The sequence below is a fragment of the Sphingobium sp. RS1 genome (genome assembly GCF_056156825.1).
On sequence record NZ_JBLZXE010000002.1, the window covers coordinates 3,029,959 to 3,046,611 of the forward strand.

The window sequence follows — 16,653 nt, forward strand, 5'->3', positions numbered from 1 at the left end:
ATGACCAACGACCTCGACTGTGACCTTGCGATCATCGGCGGCGGCCTGGCCGGCGGCCTGATCGCGCTGGCCTTTGCCGCCCTGCGCCCGGAGGTTCGGCTGTCGCTGGTGGAACAGGGCGCCCGGCCCGGCGGCAACCATATCTGGTCCTTCTTCGACGGCGATGTCGCACCGGCCGATCGCTGGCTGGTCGATCCGCTGATCGCCCATCGCTGGCCGCAGGGCCATCATGTCGATTTTCCGGGCTACAGCCGGGATATGGACACGCCCTATAACAGCGTAAATACTGTCCAACTCGCTGTCGCACTGGAACGCGCGCTTGGCGACCGGCTGCTTGCCAGCGCGCCGGTCACGACACTTGCCCCCGACCATGTCGCGCTGACCGACGGCCGGACGATCCGGGCACGGGCAGTGATCGATGCCCGGGGCGCGGGCGACCTGACCGCCTTGCGTTGCGGCTGGCAGAAGTTCGTCGGTCACGCCCTCCGACTCGACATGCCCCATGGCATAGACCGCCCGGTCATCATGGACGCGACGGTCGACCAGCATGACGGCTATCGCTTCGTCTATCTGCTGCCCTGGGACGATCGGACCATCTTCATTGAGGATACCTATTATAGCGACGGGTCGGAACTCGACGTCGCTGCCCTTGACGCACGCATCGCCGCCTATGCGCAGGCGAAGGGGTGGCAGGGTGCAGTGGTGCATCGCGAACAGGGCGTGCTGCCGGTCGTCCATGGCGGTGATTTCGATCAATATTGGCCAAAGGACGATCCTGTTGCCCGCGCCGGGGTGCGGGCCGGCCTGTTCCAGCCGATGACGGGCTATTCCTTGCCGGATGCCGTGCGATTCGCGCTGTGGCTCGCCAATCAGCCGCTGGACGGACTGCCGGCTGCGACCCGCGCCTATGCCAGGGCGCATTGGCGGCGCGGCGGCTATTATCGCCTGCTCGGAAAAATGCTGTTCGGCGCGGCCCGCCCCGACCAGCGCTGGCGCATCTTCGCCCGCTTCTATCAACTGCGCCCGGCGCTCATCCAGCGCTTCTATGCCGGCCGTTCGACCATGGCAGACCGCATCCGCATCTTGTGCGGGCGGCCCCCCGTGCCCATAAGGGATGCCATGCGAACATTGTGGAACCCGCCCGCCTGATGAACAGGCCAAATCCCAAACGCGTGATCGTCATTGGCGCGGGCTTTGGCGGCCTGGCGCTGGCCATCCGGCTGCAATCGGCGGGTGTCGACACGACCTTGGTCGAAGCGCGCGACCGGCCCGGCGGCCGGGCCTATATGTGGGAAAAGGACGGCTTCACGTTCGATGCCGGCCCGACCGTCATTACCGATCCCGATTGCCTGGCCGAATTGTGGCGGCTGTCGGGTCATGACATGGCGCAGGATATCGGGCTGGTCCCGGTGTCGCCCTTTTACCGGCTCAACTGGCGCGACGGCACCAATTTCGATTATTCCAACAATGAAGCGGCGCTGCGGGCGGAGATCGCCAAGCTCGATCCGAATGACGTGGCCGGCTATGACCGCTTCTGCGATTATGCCGCTGGCGTCTATGAAGAGGGCTATCGCAAGCTTGGCGCGGTCGCCTTCCTCGACTTCGCCTCGATGATAAAGGCTGCGCCCAGTCTTGCCAAATATCAGGCTTGGCGTTCGGTCTATTCGGTCGTCGCATCCCATGTGAAGAATGAAAAGCTGCGTGAGGCGCTCTCCTTCCATACGCTTCTCGTCGGCGGCAACCCGATGAAGACCAGCGCCATCTACGCGCTCATTCACAAGCTGGAAAAGGATGGCGGCGTCTGGTTCGCGAAAGGCGGCACCAATCGGCTGGTGCAGGCGATGGCGACCCATTTCGAAAGGCTGGGCGGCACCATGCGCCTGGGGGACGCCGTCACCCGGATTGAAACCTATGGTGACAAGGTGACGGCGGTTCATACCGCATCCGGCTGGCGCGGGGAGGCGGATGCGATCGCCACCAATGCCGATCTGATGCACAGCTATCGCGACCTGCTCGGCCATCATCCCCGCGGCCAGAAGCAGGGGGACAAGCTGGCGCAGAAGCGCTGGTCGCCCAGTCTGTTCGTGCTCCATTTCGGGATCAAGGGCAGTTGGCCCGGCATTCCGCATCACATGATCCTGTTCGGACCCCGCTATGAAGGGCTGCTGACCGACATTTACGATCATGGCGTGCTGCCGCAGGACTTCTCGCTCTATCTGCACCATCCGACCGTCACTGATCCGTCGATGGCGCCGGAGGGGCATTCGACCTTCTATGCACTCGCTCCCGTGCCGCATATGGGCAAGCTGCCGATCGACTGGGACCAGTTCGGCCACGCCTATGCCGAACGCATATTGGACGAGATCCAGCATCGGCTGATCCCCGATATTCGGTCGCGGATCGTCACCCGCTTCCATTATGCGCCGAGCGATTTCGGCCGCGATCTCAATGCCCATATGGGCAGCGCCTTCAGCCTGGAGCCGTTGCTGACCCAGAGCGCCTGGTTCCGCGCGCATAATCGCGATGATGTCATTCCCAACCTGTATCTGGTAGGGGCCGGCACCCATCCGGGGGCAGGCATCCCTGGCGTGGTGGGTAGCGCCAAGGCGACCGCGGCGCTGATGTTACAGGATTTGGGTTGAGCATAATGAAGAGACTGGCGGTTTATTGTGGTTCGGCGACGCCGGCCGACCTCACCTATATCGATGCGGCGCGCCATGTGGGCCGCACGCTGGCGGAGCGCGGCATTGGCGTCATCTATGGCGGCGGCCGGCTCGGCCTGATGGGCGCGGTGGCGGATGCGGCGCTGGAAGCCGGCGGCGAGGTGATTGGCGTGATTCCCGAAGCGCTGGTTGGCGCCGAAGTCGCGCATCGCGGCTGTACCGAACTGCATGTCGTGCAGACCATGCACCAGCGCAAGCAGCTCTTCACCGACCTGTCGGATGGTTTCGTGACCCTGCCGGGCGGTGTCGGCACGATGGACGAATTGTGGGAAGCGATCAGCTGGGCGCAACTGGGCTATCATAGCAAGCCGGTGGGTCTGCTGAACGTCGCGGGTTTCTACGACCAGTTGATCGGCTTCAACCGGCAGATGGTGGAGGCGGGCTTCATCCGCGCCCAGCATGCCGGCATCCTGATCCATGAGGACAGTATCGAAGCGCTGCTCAACGCAATGGCCGCCTATCAACCGCACGAAACGATCTTCGCAATGAAGGCAGCGCGGCTCTAAACATATCATCCGTTCGTTTCGAGCGAAGCCGAGACACGCTGGCGGAGCGGCATATGTTTCTTGATACGCTCGAAACGAACGGAGGTCGGGTGACATTCGGAGCGAGGCAGGGCATGTCCCTGATATGCCATCCGATCTTTTAGACCGTTCCGCTCTCGTCGCCCACGCCCGCGACAGTATCGCGCGCGGCTCCAAATCCTTTGCCATGGCCTCGACGCTGTTCGACCGCGTGACCCGCGAGCGGGCCTGGCTGCTCTACGCCTGGTGCCGCAAGTGCGACGATATCGCTGACGGACAGGATCATGGCGGCGCAATGACCAGCGTGTCCGATGCGCAGGCCCGGCTGTCGATGATGCGGGTGTTGACCGACAAGGCGCTGCGTGGCGAGCCGACCGGCGACCCAGCCTTTGACGGCTTTGGCGTGGTGATGCGCGAATGTGCGATCCCCGCCCGCTATGCCCATGATCTGATCGAAGGCTTCGCGCTCGACGCTCGCGACTGGCGACCGCGCAGCCAGGACGACATGCTGCGCTATTGCTATCATGTCGCCGGTGCGGTCGGCTGCATGATGGCGGTGCTGATGGGTGTCGACCCGGAGGATCAGGCGACGCTCGATCGGGCATGCGATCTTGGCCTGGCCTTCCAGCTTGCCAACATCGCGCGCGACATCAGCGAGGATGAAATTGCCGACCGCTGCTATCTCCCGGTCGAATGGCTGGTCGAAATGGATATCCCGCCCGGCGAGCATATGAAGCCGTGGGTCCGGCCGCGTCTGGCAATCCTGTCGCGGCGCCTCGCCGACATGGCCGCCGCCTATGAGGCGAGCGCTCGCCACGGCACCGGCGCCCTGCCGCCGCGCGCGGCCTGGGCGGTGCTGGCGGCGGCGGGCATCTATGGCGACATCGCCCGCGATGTCGCCCGTCGCGGTGAGCATGCCTGGGACCATCGCGTCGTGACTCCCAGGCGCGAGAAACTGGGCTGGGTCGTGCGCGCGGCGGTTCAGGTCATCGGTCGCGGCCGTCGCTGGCCGGCGGATGCGGCGCGCGCCGAGGGGCTATGGACGCGGCCGGGTTGAGGTGTCCGAGAGAAACGAATCGTCTGCTATTTTCTAACAAGGCGGATGATATGTTCCCATCCAAGTGCCAGATTGAAAACCACGAAACTCATCAGAACAAGCGACCAGTTCCCTGAAAATCCGCCCTCAAGGCGTTGCAGTCCGAGGCTTGCGAACAGTCCTGCATAAGCAAGCAGGAGTAACCAGCGCATCATTTTAGGCAGGTCAGCCATTATCGTATCCTCGGCATGAGCGGCAGTGGTTGCAACGGTGGCATGTCCGCCTTCACCGTCAAGGTTTACCCGCCCACAAAAAAGGGCCGATACTTTCGTACCGGCCCCAAGGCATGTTCGCAGGAGGAACATCGGAGGGCGGGGCGGCGGAACATGCCGCCCGGCCAATTGGTAAAACTTATTGGTTGTAGGCGCGCTCGCCATGTTCGCCGAGGTCGAGGCCTTCATATTCGACCTCCTGGCTGACCCGCAGACCGGTGACGGCCTTGGCGATGAAGATGGCGATGACGGTACCGATCGATGCCCAGACGATAGTGGTCAGGACCGCTTCGATCTGTACGATCAGCTTGGCGCCGATCTCATAGTCTTCGGCGCCGGGGCCACCGAAGGCAGGCGAGTAGACGATGGCGGTGCCGATGGCGCCGATCATGCCGCCGATGCCGTGAATGCCGAAGGCGTCCAGGCTGTCGTCATAGCCGAGCTTCGGCTTGAGGACGGTAACGGCGTAGAAGCAGACGATCGAGGCGACGGCGCCCAGGATGATCGCGCCGAACGGACCGGAGTTGCCGGCGGCCGGGGTGACGGCGACCAGGCCGGCGATGATGCCCGAGCAGAAGCCCAGGGCCGAACCCTTGTGGCCGTTGATGCGCTCGGCGAGCATCCAGAACAGAGCGGCCGAAGCGGTGGCGACGAAGGTGTTGATCATCGCAAGCGCGGCGGAGCCATTGGCTTCCAGCGCCGAACCGGCGTTGAAGCCGAACCAGCCGACCCACAGCAGGCCGGTGCCGACGCCGGTCAGCGTCAGGCTGTGCGGCGGCATGGGCTCCTTGGGATAGCCGATGCGCTTGCCCAGGATCAGCGCGGCGACCAGTGCCGAAACGCCGGCATTGATATGCACCACGGTGCCGCCGGCGAAGTCCAGCGCGCCCGCCTTGAAGAACAGGCCGCTCGCCGCCCAGACCATGTGCGCGATCGGGAAGTAGACGATCGTCAGCCAGATGGCGGCGAACACCATGACGGCCGAGAATTTGATGCGTTCCACGACCGAACCCAGCACCAGCGCCACGGTGATCGCGGCAAAGGTCATCTGGAAGCAGACGAAGACATATTCGGGAATTTCAACGCCGGCGGTGAAGGTCGCGGCCTGCGAGGCCGGGGTGATGCCCTTCAGGAAGGCCTTGTCGAAAGTCGAGATGAAGTTGCTTACGCCGCTGGTATAGTCGGGGCCAAAGGCCATCGAATAGCCATACATCACCCAGATCAGCATCGCGAGGCAGGCCACCGCGCCGATCTGCGTCATGACCGACAGCATGTTCTTGGTGCGGACCAGGCCGCCGTAGAAGAGGGCCAGGCCCGGCAGGATCATGGCCAGCACCAGGACGGTGGAGGTCATCATCCAGGCGACGTCGCCCTTGTCGACCGTGGCCGCGGGCGCCGCAGCGTCCTGCGCCCAGGCGGGCAGGGCGGTGAAGAGCGAAAGGGCCGCTGCCCCCGCCACGCCGCCAATTTTCTTGGAAAAGGTCATTATTCCCCCCTTCTTACAGCGCGGTTTCGCCGGTCTCGCCGGTGCGGATGCGCACGGCCTGACCGACATCGAGGACGAAGATCTTGCCATCGCCGATGGCGCCCGAATTGGCGGCCGCCTGGGTCGCTTCCACGACGCGCGGCGCAAGATCGTCGTCGCAGACCACCTCGATCTTGATCTTCGGGACCATGTTCGTCGAATATTCGGCGCCGCGGTAGATTTCGGTCTGCCCCTTCTGGCGGCCGAAGCCCTTCACTTCGCTGACCGTCATTCCTGCGATGCCGAGCGAGGAGAGTGCCTCGCGGACATCGTCAAGCTTGAACGGCTTGATGATAGCCATGACAAGTTTCATGTCGCCCCCTGTTACTGGTGTGCAGGGACATACTCAGCAAGAGGCGTGCCAAAACGCTAAAGACGCGTTAATGCGGGGTTATGCGACCAGCCGGTCGCAACTGGCGCCAAAAAATTGTGCAGCGCGACTTTGCTGCCTAAAAAATGGGCAGCATGTGCCTACCACCGTGCACCCTCTGCGACCGCGGCCGCTTCTTCGGCTGGAGTGGGGCGTCCCATTGCGGCGTTGCGATGGGGGAAATGCCCGAAACGCGCGATGGTTGCATGATGCTGGCGGGCAAAATTGAGCGAACGCTCGTCGCCGGCCCCTTCGAACAGCGTAAGCGACAAGTCCTGATCCTCGATCGCTTCGCTATGCTGGAACGGCATGTAAAAGAAGAGTCGCCCGGCGCCGCCAATCTGGATGTCATAGCCTTGGGCGATGGCGCCCCGCGCCACATCCCTCGCCAGCGCATCGGTGGCGAAGGCGTTCGCCGTGCCCCGGAACATGTTGCGGGGCAGTTGGTCGAACAACAGGATTGCCGCCAGGGCATCGTCGGCGCGATCGAGAAAGCCTTCGGCAGGCAGTGCCTGCTTTTCCAGCCAAAGCGTCCGGAAGCGGGTGGTGCATAACCGGTCCAGTTCGCGGTCATGGCTATACCAGCCCTCTTCGCCCACCTGGTTGAACCAGAAATCGAGCAAGGCAGCGGCCCAGTCGTCCGTCACTGCGTCATGGCTGTCGGTCAGCATGTTCATACCCGATCAACAACGGACGCCGGGCCGCGTTCCGCCATTCATGCCGTCGCAGGCTCGGGTCGCCGTGCCGCGGCCCGGCGACCATCGCTCGTTCAGGTCGCCGTGCCGCCCACGGTCAGGCCATCCATGAGCAAAGTGGGCTGACCCACGCCGGCCGGCACGCTCTGCCCGCCCTTGCCGCACATGCCGATGCCTTCGTCCAAAGCCCAGTCATTGCCGATGCCGATCACCTTGGTCAGCGCGGTCGGTCCGTCGCCGATCAGGGTCGCGCCCTTGATCGGATCACCGATCTTGCCATTCTCGACCTTATAGGCCTCGGTGCAGGAAAAGACGAACTTGCCCGATACGATATCGACCTGCCCGCCGCCGAAGCTTTTGGCGAAGATGCCGGACTTCATGCGGCTCAGCAGTTCCTCGGGATCGTCATGGCCACCCTTGATGAAGGTATTGGTCATGCGCGGCATCGGGGCATGGGCATAGCTTTCGCGGCGGCCATTGCCGGTCGGCGCGACGCCCATCAGCCGGGCATTCAGGCGATCCTGCATATAGCCCTTGAGGATGCCGTCCTCGATCAGGATATTTTCCTGTGTTGGCGTGCCTTCATCATCGATCGAAAGCGAACCGCGCCGATTGAGGATGCTGCCATCGTCCACGACGGTCACGCCGGGTGCCGCGACACGCTGACCGACGCGACCGGAAAAGGCGCTGGTGCCCTTGCGATTGAAATCGCCTTCCAGGCCATGACCGATCGCCTCATGCACCAGCACGCCGGGCCAGCCGGGGCCGAGCAGCACGGTCATTTCGCCGGCGGGGGCGGCGATGGAGCGCAGATTGACCTGCGCCTGGGCCAGCGCCTCGTCGATGGCGCGGTTCCAGATCGCGGGGTCCATCACCTCGTCATAGAGATAGCGGCCGCCAATGCCGAACACGCCGGTTTCGCGTCGGCCATTTTCCTCCAGAATGATGGAGACGTTGAGACGCACCAGCGGGCGGATGTCAGTCGCGGTGAAGCCGTCGGCACGGACGATCTCGACCACCGACCAGCTGCCGGCCAGGCTGACCGATACCTGCGCCACGCGCGGGTCGCGGGCGCGGGCGGCAGCATCCACTTCGCCGCACAGCTTCACCTTCTCGGCGAAGGGGACGATCTCCAGCGGATTGGCATCGGTATAAAGATGGCGATTGGTGCGCTGGGGCGGGGGCGCCGGCTGGCCCTTGGCCGGGTCCAGCAGCGTCAGCGTCTGCGCCGCCTTGGCGATCGCGGCCTCGCTGATGTCATTGGCATGGGCAAAGCCGGTCATCTCGCCCGATACGCCGCGCAGGCCAAAGCCCGCGTCGGTCGAATAATCGGCGGTCTTGAGGCGACCATCGTCGAAGCCGAAGCTCTCGCTCGCCCGATATTGCAGATAGAGTTCGCCATCGTCGCAGGCGCCCAGCGCCTGTGCGGTCAGGCGGCGCGCGCCGTCGGGATCGAGCAGGCCCGGGCGATAGAGCAGGCCGCGGGCATCGGTGAAGAGGGGAGCGAGTTCGGTCATGCGCCCGATATAGGGGCGGCACGACCCAAGCCCAACGGAAATTTTAGAGGCTGGCGCCCGAAGCGATATCCGGCTTCGTCGCGACGTCGCCATGGTCAGCCACGCCGCCGATCAGCACGAAGCGCCGATCGCAATAGCCGCAGTCGACATAGCCATGTTCGTCGATTTCCAGAAAGACGCGCGGGTGGCCGAGTGCGGCGGGAATGTCGCCGCTGCCATCGCAGGACACGCGGGACTTGGAGACTCGGATGGTTTCGGGCGGCTGGATCATGGTCCAGCGGTTAGCAGCGGTGCCGCTGCGCTGCAATATCCGCGATTACATCAAAGGCAGTTGATGCCGGTTGCAGGGCTTTTGTGAGGGTGATCCGGATGCCCTGGCGACCGGATGCCATCCATCGCAAGGCACCGCGACCATCACCGCAAGCGGGGACAGCATCAGCAGGAGCGGCAGGATCGTCCCGTTGAAAAGGGCTGCGAATGGCATGCAGTAACAATGCTATGGCGATGCTTGCTGCACGATGAACGTTACGGGGGCGAACTGGATGATGCCGTGGCGGGGCTAGAACACCCGTCGCTTCGCTCGGGAGTTTCGCCGGAAGCCATCCCCCGGATGGCTTCGTTATCGGCGAAACTGGTGGGCGATGACGGGCTCGAACCGCCGACATTCTCGGTGTAAACGAGACGCTCTACCAACTGAGCTAATCGCCCCCGTTCGGGAGAGCGCCTATCTACGGGAAAAAGTCGGGCCGTCAAGCCGGCTTTCGCCTGTCAGCTGGCGAGCAGGCGGCGGCTGGCGCCGAACCAGCGGGTCAGCGCGTCGGTAGCCTCCTGCGCCAGGGCGATGAAGACGCGGCGGCCGTCATGCGGATCGGCCTGGCGCTCGACCAGCCCCTTGTCGGTCAGGGTGCGAATCCAGCGCAGCGCCGTGGTCGGCGGGACGGCGGCGGCGATGCAGAGGCTGGAGACGGACACCCGCTCATGTTCCAGCCGCGCGGCCAGCAGGTCCAGCATCATGTCCCATGCCGGATCGGCGAACAGGTCGCCGGGCAGGAAGTCGGCGCGAATCCGCCGGGCGCGCAGCAGGTCGCGGACCTGGGTGGCGGTGATGGCCGGGGCCGCCTTGTCCGCTGACGGCGCCACGATGTCGGCGGGGGCACCGATCGGCGCGAGGGCCGGCATGCCGATATAATCGCTGGGCCGGTCGGAAATGCGCGGGCCAAGGTCGAAGCTGGGCACGGCCATCCGCGTCCGTTCCGTCAGCGCGTCGAGCGTGCGGGCGAGGCGGCCGACCTCCTCGCTCAATTGCTGGAGCCGGGCGCCTTCGCGATCGACTTCATGCACTTGCCCGGCGGCCGGCCGATGTTCGGCCGCCGCCACCAGCGCCGCGGCGAGTTCGGTCCGGTCGGGGTCGCACAGCAACTGGCTATGCGGGCTGCGCAGGCAGGCGAAGGCGAGGTCGACCGTTTCAAGTCCGGCGACCAGAATCACCGCCATGCCGTTCTGGATCGCCTGTGTTTCGACCTGTACCAGCAGCCGTTCCAGTAGCGGCGTCAGGGTCGGGCAGAAGAGCAGGACGGTATCGCACTGCGCCTGAAGATCGAGCCGGATCGGCGCGTCGGCCAGCGGCGTGACACCCAGCAGGCGCAGACCCGCCGCGTTGGCCACCGGTTCCAGGTCGGCCGCCTCCATCCGGTCCGCCACCACCAGCAGGCTGGCGCGCTCGTCGCGCGGCGCCAGCGGCACGGCAGAACCCGTCTGGGGCAGGGCGTAGGAAAAATCTTCCATCATGGTCCGACTCCCGTTCTATCTTCGTTCCGGAGAATAAAGCAAGAACGGATCGTTTCAGCCGGCAAATCGGCCATAATGGAGCGGCTCTGGAGCAAAGCCGACGTCTGGTCGCGATCCAGCGGCAGGTGGGCAAGTCATTGCGTCCAGCTTGCCGCCATTTCGGCGCCACAATGAAGCAAGTTTCCTATCTCTCAAGAAAGGATGACACTTCCTCCATTATGGAGTCATTTCCCGCGTCCGATGTCAGACCCCGGTGCGGCGCGCAAAGTCGACATAGAGGCTGCGCATCCGGGTGGCGACCGGGCCGGGCGTGCCGTCGCCGATCGGCTGGCCGTCGATCCGCACCACCGGCAGGCAGAGGGTGGAGGCGCTGGTGATGAAGGCCTCCTTTGCGGCGAGCGCTTCCTCGACGGTGAAGGGGCGGCGGATGACGGCAAGGCCGCTTTCCTCCGCCAGCGCGGTCAGCGCCGCGCCGGTGCAGCCGGCCAGCACCGACTGGCTGTAGGGGCGGGTGACGATGCCTTCGTCGGTGACGATGAAGGCGGTCGAGGAGGCACCTTCGGTGACGAAGCCATCCTCGATCATCCAGGCTTCCTGCGCGCCCGCTTCCTTGGCGGCCTGCTTGGCCATGGCCTGCGCCAGCAGCCCGACGCTCTTGATGTCGCGCCGTGCCCAGCGCAGGTCGGGCATGGTGGCGACGGATATGCCGGTCTTTACGCCGGGCAGGTCGACCACGGCCTTGTCCTGCATGAACATGAACAGGGTCGGCTGGGTACCGGGCGCGGGGATGAAGTCGCGGCTGGCGTCCGCGCCACGGGTGATCTGGAGATAGACGAGGCCCTCGGTCAGGCCGCTGCGTACCACCAGTTCCTTCTGCGCCGCCTCGATCGCGTCGAGCGACAGGGGCAGGGCAATGCCGATCGCGGCGGTGGAGCGTTCCAGCCGGGCGAGATGGCTGGCGCTGTCGACCAGCTTGCCGTCGATCACGGCGGCGACTTCATAAATGCCGTCGGCGAAGAGGAAGCCGCGATCGAGCGGAGAGATGCGGGCCTCTTCGAGGGGCAGGAAGCTGCCGTTCAGATAGGCGACGGACATGATGGGCGCGATCCTTATCGGGTGGTTCAGGGCGCCGCTTTTGCCGGTCATGCCGGCGGGGTCAAGGGGCAGGCCGGCGCGGCCCGAAAATAGGATTGCGCCCGCTTAACTTCGCACATTTCCCGCACATTCCGACATTGCATTTCCTATGTTGGACATTTTGTTGCGCAGGACGCCTTCCGTCTCCGAGTAGGGGTTGGAAAGCGCCAGGGGGATCATAGCGGGTGGTGGCGAAGTAGGACAGAATTGATGGACTTGGGTGGGTAGCGAACGCACCAAACCCATACCGTCATCCCAGCGAAGGCGGGGGCATCTCCTTAGCGTTGTACTTGACGAAAGGTCAGGAGATGGGTTCCCGCTTTCGCGGGAATGACGACAACGGGTGGAAAGCGGAATGGCGGCTTTATAGTCAGGCCATCGTCGATCCAGACGTTTGGCGTGCTCAAAGTAATACGCTAGGCCATATCCATGGCGCGAATCCAGCAAACGTTCCTTAATGAAAAGCCTTGGCCCATCTACATTTCAGTGGAGCCATGGCCGCATTGTTTTGAACTGCTGCCAAGTGAGAAGCTGACATTGGCGTGGGATGCTCCCGAAACTGGCGACGCTGCACAAATTGAATTGATCAGCGATAGGGAGATCGTCGTTTGGCCGGAAGGCAACATCGACGCCATAGAATATTACGTCAATGATGTGCCTGCTAAGGACCGTAGTTGGGATTTCAAATATCCCATTGTCTTACCGCCCAAATCTCCCAGCCTGTGGTCTGCTTTTAAAGGTATTTTTCGCTAATCCTAATGGCGAGAAATGGTCACTTCCAGACCCAAACATCCGTTCGCCCTGAGCCTGTCGAAGGGCCGCACTTTTCTTCCAACATAAGCCCAGAAGAAAGAGCAGGGCTTCGACAGGCTCAGCCCGAACGGATGTTGGGTGTCCTCAAATGGTCGAAATCAGCCCAAGCGATGCTCACGCCGCCTTGCCCTTCAGCGCTTTCTGCCGCCGCCTTTGCACCGATGAGCCGATGCCCAGCGCCTCGCGATATTTGGCGACGGTGCGGCGGGCTATGTCCATGCCCTTGGCGCGGAGCAGGTCGACCAGCGTGTCGTCGGACAGGATCGCCTGCGGGTCTTCGGCGCCGATCAGCGCCTTGATATGGCTCTTGACCGCCTCGGCCGAAACGGCGCCGCCGTCGCCACCCGATGAGGCAACGCCGCTGGTGAAGAAATATTTGAGTTCGTAGAGGCCGCGCGGGCAGGACAGATATTTGTTGGAGGTGACGCGGCTGACGGTGCTTTCGTGCATGCCGATCGTGTCCGCCACGGCTTTGAGCGTCAGCGGTTTCAGATGGGCGACGCCCTGCTGGAAGAAGGCTTCCTGCTGGCGGACGATTTCGCTCGCCACCTTGATGATGGTCTTCTGCCGCTGGTCCAGCGCCTTCACCAGCCAGTTGGCGCTGGCGAGGCAGTCGGCGAGCCAGGCCTTTGCCGTCTTGTCCTGCGGGCCGCTTGCCAGTTCGACATAGTAACTGCGGTTGATAAGCAGGCGGGGCAAAGTGGCGCTGTTCACCTCGATCGCCCAGCCTTCGCGCGTCGGCCGCACGAACAGATCGGGCGTCACCGGCGCGGCCCGGTCGCTGGAAAATTGCAGGCCCGGCTTGGGATCATAACCGCGCAGTTCGGCGATCATGTCCGCCATATCCTCCTCATCCACGCCGCAGATGCGGCGCAGCTGGGGCAGGGCGCCCTTGGCCAGCAGGTCGAGATTGGCGAGCAGCCGCGCCATGCAGGGGTCGTAGCGGTCGGCGTCCTTCGCTTGCAGGGCAAGGCATTCGGACAGGCTGCGCGCGCCGACGCCGGTGGGATCGAATGTGTGGATGACGCCCAGCACCCGCTCCACGTCGAACAGCGGCAGGCCAAGGCCATGGGCGGTCTGGAGCAAATTCGCCTCCAGATAGCCGGCCTCGCTGATCTGGCCGATCAACTGGGTGGCGATCAGCAGGTCTATGCCCGACAGCGTGGCGCGGGCCTGCCCCATCAAATGTTCCTGCAAGCCGATATCGGGCGCGGCGAAACTGTCGAAGTCCGGCGCATCCTCGGCATAGCTGCCCGACAGTGCATCCGTGCCGCCGCCGCTGGCGCCATGCGCTTCGGCCATGCCTTCTGCCATCCGGTCGCCGGGACCATCGTCGATGAAACTGTCCGCGCCATGATCGACATCGAGCGGGCTGTCCGCCGCGCCCAGCCCCTGCGCGATCAGATCGTCCGCGCCGCCGGTCTCGGCGGACAGGGTTGGCGCCTCGATCACCTGGTCGATACCGTCGGGCGCTGGCGGGCCGTCATCGCCGCCGCCCGATTCCAGCAGCGGATTCTTTTCCAGTTCGCCCGCGACGAAAGCGTCGATCTCCAGATTGGAGAGCGCGAGCAGCTTGATCGCCTGCTGCAATTGCGGCGTCATCACCAGAGACTGGCTCTGGCGAATGTCCAGCCGTGGGCCGAGCGCCATCAGCCGCCGCTCCGATCATGAAGAAGGGCGCGCGCGGTCATCATATCAAAGCTGGAAATTCTCGCCCAGATAGAGGCGGCGGACGTCGGCATTGGCGACCAGTTCGGTCGGATTGCCGGCAAAGAGCACCTGGCCGCCATAGATGATGCAGGCGCGATCGACGATTTCCAGCGTCTCGCGGACATTATGGTCGGTGATGAGCACGCCGATGCCGCGCGTCTTCAAATCCTTCACCAGATCGCGAATGTCGGCGATCGACAGCGGGTCGATGCCGGCAAAGGGCTCGTCCAGCAGCACGATCGACGGATTGGCGGCCAGCGCGCGGGCGATTTCGCAGCGGCGGCGTTCACCGCCCGACAGCGCCATCGCGGCGGAATCGCGCAGGCGGGTGAGGCCGAATTCGGACAGCAATTGTTCGAGGCGCGCGGCGCGGGCGCCCTTGTCCGGCTCCGCCTGTTCCAGCACGGCGCCGATATTCTGCGCGACGGTCATGCCGCGAAAGATGGAGGTTTCCTGCGGCAGATAGCCCAGGCCCAGGATCGCGCGGCGATACATGGGCAGGTTGGTGATGTCCTGCCCGTCCAGCACGATGCGGCCATGATCGGGGCGGACGAGGCCCATCACCGAATAGAAGCAGGTCGTCTTGCCCGCGCCGTTGGGGCCGAGCAGGCCGACCACTTCGCCCTTGCCTACGGTCAGCGACACGTCCGACAGGACGACCCGCTTGTCATAGCTTTTGGCGATCGAGATAACGGACAGGCCTTCCCCCACCTCCTGCGGGATTTGCGGGCGTTGCGCCGTCCGGTCCGGGGTCATCACGTCGTCCATGCGTCTATCCTTGCAGCCGTTTGACTAAGCACCCCTTAAAAACTGGAGCGCGCACGGCAGTTGGCAAGCTTTGTGCATGGGATCGCCGCCGGGGCAAGGGGAAAATGGCGGCATGGGCCGCAGAGGGGGTGGGCGGACGGTCTTTTCCGGTGGCCGGGACCGGGGCCGCCACTACGCGCCCGAATCGCTGCATTCCGTCGCATGGGGGATGCGCCCCCTCGACGGGCCGTTGCTGTCACGGGACCAGCAGAAGGGTGTATTTCCATCCGGGTTAATCCGCAATTCATGTCGGTTTTTGGCGGAATAGCGTGGTTTCACTCAACCCTTCCATTCGACTGGCGGGACGCACGGCCGGTCAGAATTGCGTTGTCGGACTTTCCGCGCTCAGCTTCGACTGTTGCGGCTGTGTTACCAATAAGGAGAAAAACATGTCGCTGTCCCTGACGAAAATGGCCCCGCTGGCCGTGGTTCTGATCGGTTCGCTGGGCCTGGGTGGCTGTGCCACGAAGGGGTTCGTCCGCGAGCAGGTCGCGACCGTGAACCAGCGTGTCGATGCGCTCGATGCGAAATTGCAGACCACCGATGGCACCGCCCAGCAGGCGCTGGCAGAGGCGCAGTCGGCGTCCGGCCAGGCGCAGCAGAACAGCCAGCGTCTCGACCAGCTGAACGGCCGCGTCGATGGCGTGGAGCAGCAGATGCAGGCCGCCCAGCGCAAGCGCGCGCGCAACTGACGCTGCGGGCAGACCCCAAGCATCGCATGGACGGCGCGGCATGCCCGTCCGCCCATGACGATGCACCCATAAAGCGGACGCGCGGCTTCCCTTGCGACCGACCCCCGTCGGTGTGCGTCCGTGCCATAAGATCATGACCTTTCCGGCCGGCGCTTCCCCCTAGGCGCCGGCCCTTTTGTGCCAGACCCCATTTATGAGTGTAGACAAGATGATCCGTGCTTTTCTGGCGCTGGCGGGATTTGCGCTCGTCACCGCCGTTCCGGCCGAGGCCGCCGTCAAGAAGCCCGTCGCCAAATCTGCCGCTGCCAAGAAGAAAGCCGCGGCGAAGAAGAAGCCGGCCGCTGCCGCGAAGGCAGAGCCGGAGGAGCCACCGCCTGTCCTGTCGGACGGCGCGACCCGCGTGGTCGACTGGGTGGGGTCGGCGAAGGACAATCATGCGCTGCCCTATATCGTCATCGATAAGCCGGGCGCGGTCGCCTATCTCTATGATGGCAAGGGCAAGATGCTGGGCCATGCCCCGGTGCTGATCGGCATCGCGCCGGGCGACGATGCGACGCCGGGGATCGGCGCCAAGAGCCTGGCGGAGATCGGCCCCGCGGAAAAGACGACGCCGGCCGGGCGCTATCTGGCGAAATTCGGCATGGCGGCGGGCAAGCAGCGGGTGCTGTGGGTCGATTATGCCACGTCGGTCGCGTTGCACACCATTCCGCCGGGAAACTCCAAGGAGAAACGCACGGAGCGCATGCTCTCGCCGGAGATCGAGGATAATCGCATCACATTTGGCTGCATCAACGTGCCAAAGCTTTTCTATGCCAAGGTCAGCCCGCTATTCCGGCGCAAGGGCGGCTATGTCTACATCCTGCCCGACAGCAAGCCGATCGAAGAGGTATTTCCCCGCCTGCGGGTCCAGCCCTTCCTGAACGCCAGCCGCGCGACCGAGGCGGGGTGAGGGCATAACCCCATCGGGTTATTCAAGCGGAGTTCGCCCGTGATAAAGCGATTCTGCGACCCGAAGAATTGCCTTATCAGGTGAGACTTCACGACTGG

At 64.1% G+C, this 16,653-nt stretch carries 17 protein-coding genes and 1 tRNA gene; 7 read left to right on the top strand and 11 right to left on the bottom strand.

Annotated elements, in window-relative coordinates; translation table 11 throughout:
- The 4 genes from crtY (at position 1) to ACNHGR_RS16600 (ending at position 4,304) form a co-directional block, all read left to right on the top strand.
- Positions 1–1,149 (top strand): lycopene beta-cyclase CrtY, encoded by a 1,149-nt coding sequence (gene crtY, locus ACNHGR_RS16585; RefSeq protein WP_475287484.1) that lies wholly within the window; start codon positions 1–3, stop codon positions 1,147–1,149.
- On the top strand, positions 1,149–2,642 hold the full coding sequence (locus ACNHGR_RS16590; RefSeq protein ID WP_475287486.1) for a phytoene desaturase: 1,494 nt from the start codon (positions 1,149–1,151) through the stop codon (positions 2,640–2,642). The genes crtY and ACNHGR_RS16590 overlap by 1 nt, the downstream gene beginning before the upstream one ends.
- Positions 2,643–2,647: 5 nt before the next feature.
- The gene (locus ACNHGR_RS16595; RefSeq protein ID WP_475287488.1) at positions 2,648–3,229 is read left to right on the top strand and encodes an LOG family protein; all 582 of its coding nucleotides are present in this window, start codon (positions 2,648–2,650) and stop codon (positions 3,227–3,229) included.
- A 124-nt stretch (positions 3,230–3,353) separates the two neighbouring features.
- Positions 3,354–4,304 (top strand): phytoene/squalene synthase family protein, encoded by a 951-nt coding sequence (locus ACNHGR_RS16600; protein WP_475287490.1) that lies wholly within the window; start codon positions 3,354–3,356, stop codon positions 4,302–4,304.
- A gap of 26 nt (positions 4,305–4,330) precedes the next feature.
- Here ACNHGR_RS16600 and ACNHGR_RS16605 read toward each other — a convergent pair whose 3' ends face one another.
- The 9 genes from ACNHGR_RS16605 to ACNHGR_RS16645 all read right to left on the bottom strand — a co-directional run bounded on the left by ACNHGR_RS16605 (position 4,331) and on the right by ACNHGR_RS16645 (position 11,545).
- The gene (locus ACNHGR_RS16605; protein WP_184269530.1) at positions 4,331–4,516 is read right to left on the bottom strand and encodes a hypothetical protein; all 186 of its coding nucleotides are present in this window, start codon (positions 4,514–4,516) and stop codon (positions 4,331–4,333) included.
- A gap of 178 nt (positions 4,517–4,694) precedes the next feature.
- Positions 4,695–6,041 (bottom strand): ammonium transporter, encoded by a 1,347-nt coding sequence (locus ACNHGR_RS16610; RefSeq protein ID WP_184269536.1) that lies wholly within the window; start codon positions 6,039–6,041, stop codon positions 4,695–4,697.
- Between the two features lie 13 nt (positions 6,042–6,054).
- Positions 6,055–6,393 carry a P-II family nitrogen regulator gene (locus tag ACNHGR_RS16615; protein ID WP_004209785.1) on the bottom strand — a complete coding sequence of 113 codons (339 nt, stop codon included), beginning with the start codon at positions 6,391–6,393 and terminating at the stop codon, positions 6,055–6,057.
- Positions 6,394–6,551: 158 nt separating this feature from the next.
- Complete coding sequence (locus ACNHGR_RS16620; RefSeq protein ID WP_475287492.1) at positions 6,552–7,127, bottom strand: DUF924 family protein; 576 nt, start codon at positions 7,125–7,127, stop codon at positions 6,552–6,554.
- A 92-nt stretch (positions 7,128–7,219) separates the two neighbouring features.
- Complete coding sequence (tldD, locus tag ACNHGR_RS16625) at positions 7,220–8,662, bottom strand: metalloprotease TldD (RefSeq protein WP_475287494.1); 1,443 nt, start codon at positions 8,660–8,662, stop codon at positions 7,220–7,222.
- Between the two features lie 43 nt (positions 8,663–8,705).
- Positions 8,706–8,933, bottom strand: coding sequence for a zinc-finger domain-containing protein (locus tag ACNHGR_RS16630; RefSeq protein ID WP_184269542.1), 228 nt, complete (start codon positions 8,931–8,933; stop codon positions 8,706–8,708).
- A 361-nt stretch (positions 8,934–9,294) separates the two neighbouring features.
- A tRNA-Val gene (locus ACNHGR_RS16635) sits at positions 9,295–9,370 on the bottom strand.
- A 60-nt stretch (positions 9,371–9,430) separates the two neighbouring features.
- On the bottom strand, positions 9,431–10,450 hold the full coding sequence (locus ACNHGR_RS16640) for a MarR family transcriptional regulator (protein WP_475287496.1): 1,020 nt from the start codon (positions 10,448–10,450) through the stop codon (positions 9,431–9,433).
- Positions 10,451–10,693: 243 nt separating this feature from the next.
- Positions 10,694–11,545: a D-amino-acid transaminase gene (locus tag ACNHGR_RS16645; RefSeq protein ID WP_475287498.1), complete on the bottom strand. Its 852-nt coding sequence runs from the start codon at positions 11,543–11,545 to the stop codon at positions 10,694–10,696.
- Positions 11,546–12,013: 468 nt separating this feature from the next.
- Between ACNHGR_RS16645 and ACNHGR_RS16650 the strand changes: the two genes are divergently transcribed.
- Complete coding sequence (locus ACNHGR_RS16650; RefSeq protein ID WP_475287500.1) at positions 12,014–12,337, top strand: hypothetical protein; 324 nt, start codon at positions 12,014–12,016, stop codon at positions 12,335–12,337.
- A gap of 174 nt (positions 12,338–12,511) precedes the next feature.
- Here the strand turns inward: ACNHGR_RS16650 and rpoN are convergent, their stop codons facing one another.
- Both rpoN and lptB read right to left on the bottom strand, forming a co-directional pair.
- Entirely contained in the window at positions 12,512–14,047 is a 1,536-nt protein-coding gene (gene rpoN / locus ACNHGR_RS16655; RefSeq protein ID WP_475287502.1) for an RNA polymerase factor sigma-54, read from the bottom strand.
- A 45-nt stretch (positions 14,048–14,092) separates the two neighbouring features.
- On the bottom strand, positions 14,093–14,875 hold the full coding sequence (gene lptB / locus ACNHGR_RS16660; protein WP_184269548.1) for an LPS export ABC transporter ATP-binding protein: 783 nt from the start codon (positions 14,873–14,875) through the stop codon (positions 14,093–14,095).
- 428 nt (positions 14,876–15,303) lie between these two features.
- Here lptB and ACNHGR_RS16665 point away from each other — a divergent pair, with 428 nt between their 5' ends.
- Together ACNHGR_RS16665 and ACNHGR_RS16670 are read left to right on the top strand one after the other, a co-directional pair.
- Positions 15,304–15,606, top strand: coding sequence for a hypothetical protein (locus ACNHGR_RS16665; protein ID WP_184269550.1), 303 nt, complete (start codon positions 15,304–15,306; stop codon positions 15,604–15,606).
- A 193-nt stretch (positions 15,607–15,799) separates the two neighbouring features.
- Entirely contained in the window at positions 15,800–16,555 is a 756-nt protein-coding gene (locus ACNHGR_RS16670; RefSeq protein WP_475287505.1) for a hypothetical protein, read from the top strand.
- Positions 16,556–16,653: the final 98 nt, after the last annotated feature.

Excerpts from the sequence above, each read along its gene's own strand:
- crtY (WP_475287484.1), top strand. The coding sequence starts at position 1 with ATGACCAACGACCTCGACTGTGACCTTGCGATCATCGGCGGCGGCCTG.
- ACNHGR_RS16590 (WP_475287486.1), top strand. The coding sequence starts at position 1,149 with ATGAACAGGCCAAATCCCAAACGCGTGATCGTCATTGGCGCGGGCTTT.
- ACNHGR_RS16595 (WP_475287488.1), top strand. The coding sequence starts at position 2,648 with ATGAAGAGACTGGCGGTTTATTGTGGTTCGGCGACGCCGGCCGACCTC.
- ACNHGR_RS16600 (WP_475287490.1), top strand. The coding sequence starts at position 3,354 with ATGCCATCCGATCTTTTAGACCGTTCCGCTCTCGTCGCCCACGCCCGC.
- ACNHGR_RS16605 (WP_184269530.1), bottom strand. The coding sequence starts at position 4,516 with ATGGCTGACCTGCCTAAAATGATGCGCTGGTTACTCCTGCTTGCTTAT.
- ACNHGR_RS16610 (WP_184269536.1), bottom strand. The coding sequence starts at position 6,041 with ATGACCTTTTCCAAGAAAATTGGCGGCGTGGCGGGGGCAGCGGCCCTT.
- ACNHGR_RS16615 (WP_004209785.1), bottom strand. The coding sequence starts at position 6,393 with ATGAAACTTGTCATGGCTATCATCAAGCCGTTCAAGCTTGACGATGTC.
- ACNHGR_RS16620 (WP_475287492.1), bottom strand. The coding sequence starts at position 7,127 with ATGAACATGCTGACCGACAGCCATGACGCAGTGACGGACGACTGGGCC.
- tldD (WP_475287494.1), bottom strand. The coding sequence starts at position 8,662 with ATGACCGAACTCGCTCCCCTCTTCACCGATGCCCGCGGCCTGCTCTAT.
- ACNHGR_RS16630 (WP_184269542.1), bottom strand. The coding sequence starts at position 8,933 with ATGATCCAGCCGCCCGAAACCATCCGAGTCTCCAAGTCCCGCGTGTCC.
- ACNHGR_RS16640 (WP_475287496.1), bottom strand. The coding sequence starts at position 10,450 with ATGATGGAAGATTTTTCCTACGCCCTGCCCCAGACGGGTTCTGCCGTG.
- ACNHGR_RS16645 (WP_475287498.1), bottom strand. The coding sequence starts at position 11,545 with ATGTCCGTCGCCTATCTGAACGGCAGCTTCCTGCCCCTCGAAGAGGCC.
- ACNHGR_RS16650 (WP_475287500.1), top strand. The coding sequence starts at position 12,014 with ATGGCGCGAATCCAGCAAACGTTCCTTAATGAAAAGCCTTGGCCCATC.
- rpoN (WP_475287502.1), bottom strand. The coding sequence starts at position 14,047 with ATGGCGCTCGGCCCACGGCTGGACATTCGCCAGAGCCAGTCTCTGGTG.
- lptB (WP_184269548.1), bottom strand. The coding sequence starts at position 14,875 with ATGGACGACGTGATGACCCCGGACCGGACGGCGCAACGCCCGCAAATC.
- ACNHGR_RS16665 (WP_184269550.1), top strand. The coding sequence starts at position 15,304 with ATGTCGCTGTCCCTGACGAAAATGGCCCCGCTGGCCGTGGTTCTGATC.
- ACNHGR_RS16670 (WP_475287505.1), top strand. The coding sequence starts at position 15,800 with ATGAGTGTAGACAAGATGATCCGTGCTTTTCTGGCGCTGGCGGGATTT.